5 protein-coding genes are annotated in these 3,013 nt (G+C 35.1%); 4 read left to right on the forward strand and 1 reads right to left on the reverse strand.

Annotated elements, in window-relative coordinates; translation table 11 throughout:
- Positions 1 to 261: 261 nt before the first annotated feature.
- Positions 262 to 549 (forward strand): hypothetical protein, encoded by a 288-nt coding sequence (locus ADA01nite_RS21440; protein ID WP_146812460.1) that lies wholly within the window; start codon positions 262 to 264, stop codon positions 547 to 549.
- Positions 550 to 729: 180 nt separating this feature from the next.
- On the opposite strand, the gene ADA01nite_RS21445 is transcribed toward ADA01nite_RS21440, so the two are convergent.
- Positions 730 to 993 (reverse strand): hypothetical protein, encoded by a 264-nt coding sequence (locus ADA01nite_RS21445; RefSeq protein WP_146812461.1) that lies wholly within the window; start codon positions 991 to 993, stop codon positions 730 to 732.
- Between the two features lie 477 nt (positions 994 to 1,470).
- Between ADA01nite_RS21445 and ADA01nite_RS22360 the strand changes: the two genes are divergently transcribed.
- The 3 genes from ADA01nite_RS22360 (at position 1,471) to ADA01nite_RS22365 (ending at position 2,718) form a co-directional block, all read left to right on the forward strand.
- Entirely contained in the window at positions 1,471 to 1,638 is a 168-nt protein-coding gene (locus ADA01nite_RS22360; protein ID WP_170230416.1) for a hypothetical protein, read from the forward strand.
- A gap of 544 nt (positions 1,639 to 2,182) precedes the next feature.
- Complete coding sequence (locus tag ADA01nite_RS21450) at positions 2,183 to 2,467, forward strand: nucleotidyltransferase family protein (protein ID WP_146812462.1); 285 nt, start codon at positions 2,183 to 2,185, stop codon at positions 2,465 to 2,467.
- Positions 2,468 to 2,568: 101 nt separating this feature from the next.
- The gene (locus tag ADA01nite_RS22365; RefSeq protein ID WP_170230417.1) at positions 2,569 to 2,718 is read left to right on the forward strand and encodes a hypothetical protein; all 150 of its coding nucleotides are present in this window, start codon (positions 2,569 to 2,571) and stop codon (positions 2,716 to 2,718) included.
- Positions 2,719 to 3,013 lie beyond the last annotated feature (295 nt).

Below are 3,013 nucleotides of genomic sequence, written 5' to 3' on the forward strand. Positions count from 1 at the left end.
CTTTCAAAAAAGGAAAAAGAAGTGTTGAGTAACACATTTCTCGATTTATACAGCCAAATGGAAATTTCCTGGAAAAAGTTTAAGCAAAAGTGAGATAAGCCCTTGTCCTTATGTAAAAAGGATAAGAAATACTCCCCATGTTTGCGCAGAGAGTAATAATTTATTCCGCTGTACTACCCTTTAGTTGAGTAAGAAAGGGATAAAATCAACATTTTGCTTTAACAGAGCCAAAGAGAAAAAAGATGCTTGGAGGAATGCTGAATGAAATGGGAAGAAGTCAGGAAAGGGTATCATGATCAATGGGTAATCTTCACGATTATAGAAGCTTATTCTAAAGATGGAAAAAGATATGTTGAGGAAATGACGGTTGTTGATACATGCATAGACGGGAACAGCGCCCTGAAAGAATCCAACAGACGCAATCAAGAAAGTCAACATCAAATATATGGTTTCTTTCATACATCACTGGAGAATGTCGTGTATACAGAGAGAAAAAGGGTTAGTCCCCGTTGGAGAACAGTTGCAGATGTATCGGATAAAGAAAGATAAAGCATTTTGGAACGGTATGGGAAGATTTCACCATGCGGTGGCTTAAAGTGGCTGGTAAAAGAGATACGAAAAAAAAGCCACTTAGTATTACCCATCGCTAGGCATATGAATGGTTTTTAAACTGGAGGCTCTTAGTTCTTCCTTGTTTATCCTCCTGTATCTGTTTCTTGTAAAAAAGGATTAATCTCTCCCTCCCTCCAAATAAAGAGGAAGATGATCATTAATAATTTCAACCAAACTCATTCTTTCTACGTCTACCGGTTCGTAGATCTCCGTAATCAACCCTGCCTTATGAAGTTCTTCTGATACAAGGTGTTTCCAATCCTCTAATATTTCTAATTGCATGGCTGGATGTATAGACCGAAATTCTCCTTCGAGTCCATAACGGGAGTAAATGTTTCCGACAATCGCTCTTACAATGGATAGGCTAATATCTTTTTCCATATATAAACCTCCCTTATCTTCCGCATAAATATCTTCATGCAAAGATTGTACTACATATATCTCTAAAGGAAAATGGAATATGAAGAAAAGAGCTACGATGAGGGAAGAAAGGTATATCAGTTGTTTAATTGTTTCTTCTGGAAACAGAATTATAAAAGCCATATTCTACAAAATTAAGGATAGAAAATAAGAAACTTCTAGACAGAGTGGAAGCAAAGGCATTTGAAGAGTTGTCATGTGCAATAATTAAGCATCACATCTATCATGTAAAAATATTGAGGAACAGCAGATGATTATTAATTTTCAAAAGAAAAATCGAGCTATTTAGGACCAGACACGTTTGTTTAAACTGTTTAATTCTGCATCATGTCTGCCAGTTTTTCCGCTTAGATAATCAATATTTATTTTAATCTTTCGCTCTTTTCGTAGACATTTTTGTTTATTTAAATAAAATGAAATACAAGGAGGGGAAGTAATATGGACAAAGATGAATACTTCAAGCAATGGCAATATGAAGCCTTTAAACGCATGATAGAAGTGGAAATTGAAAAAGAAAAAATTGAGTATGTCTTGGGCATAATGCCATTGCAATATGATTTTCTCCTAGAATTGCTGACTGAGAAAAAAATAGAAAGGAGTAATTAGTAACAAACTTTACGAAAATAGCCTAACCTTTTTAATTTCGCCGACAATTACTTCGAATGTCTGTTGTTGCTGGTCAAGCTTAGATTCTAAAAGTTTAAATTGACTCCTGCTTTCTGTTGTGAAGTTAATAAGGTTTTCTTCTAAACGCCCTTGTCCTTTTTTTAATCCTGCTTGTCCTTTTTTCAATTATGTAACATTAGACCTTATCACTTTAAGTTCCCCTAAAATTTGAGTCAATACATCTTCCATGTTCCAACGCACCTCGCTTTCTTATATTTTATCATGATTCAGCATTTAGTAATGAAAATCAACACGGAGTTTTAACAGAGCCTTAAATAAAGAAGTCACTTTATGGCGGATATGGCTGAACTATCTTTAGCTGATTCTTACAAGCAAAAAGGATTCCCTGGAGTGAGTACACAGAAGAACATTGGAAACAGGATAATAGAACCCTGCGATGGCTGAAAAAGCAGAAGGATTGGTACATGTATAGAGCAGGGGTATTCTTTTTATTAAATCCGGAATAAAAAGAGGAGGTGAAAGAATGTATATTCTTGATCAGATTCTTCTCTACCAAACGAAAATCATTGAAATCGGGCAAAGATATGGAATTCATGATATTCGTGTTTTCGGCTCCGTTGCACGCAGAGAAGAAACGCCCAACAGTGACATTGATTTGCTTGTTTCTATTAATCCAGACAGAAGTTTGCTTGATTTGATCGGTTTTAAGCAGGAATTGGAGGATTTTCTCGGGCGCTCCGTCGATGTAGGTACAGAACTTCATTCGGCTATTTATGAAAGTGTTGCAAGGGAGATAGTATCCCTTTAAAGAATTTACCAACAAGACATCCTTGATATTTGTACATATTGACCAATATATAGTAAAAGTATGAGATAGTTATTTTTTCGATATGGAGAGGGTGAAAAAGTTTGAAAAAGAGCGAAGTTGAGTTTGTCTGGAAGTACGATGCAGTTAAAAAGAAAATTATCGGGGTACGTAAACCTGAATGCTTTACAGAAGCTATTTGGGGATTAGGGAAAGACTTGCTACAAGAATCCGGCGGAGATGAATTTATCTGAAAAGAGAGAAAAGATTGGGATTAGCAAATGATTCTATTAAATCCAGAAGTGAATTTTTAATCAATAGAATCAATTTCATAATTACTCATTAAAACTGCATTTTTACGGGTATTATCAAGGATACAATACCTAATTGTAAGTGAATCTTGGGGAGGTGCTACATATTTTAACTTTTGAAACCCTTGTGGCTCTAGGGATCCAAGTTATGAAATTGATTCAATAATATGAATTTTATGTATTAAATTACTCCATGAATAAGCCATGAATAGTCCAACGTTATACGGATGTGTATTTT

It is taken from the genome of Aneurinibacillus danicus, assembly GCF_007991215.1.
Lineage (GTDB): Bacteria > Bacillota > Bacilli > Aneurinibacillales > Aneurinibacillaceae > Aneurinibacillus > Aneurinibacillus danicus.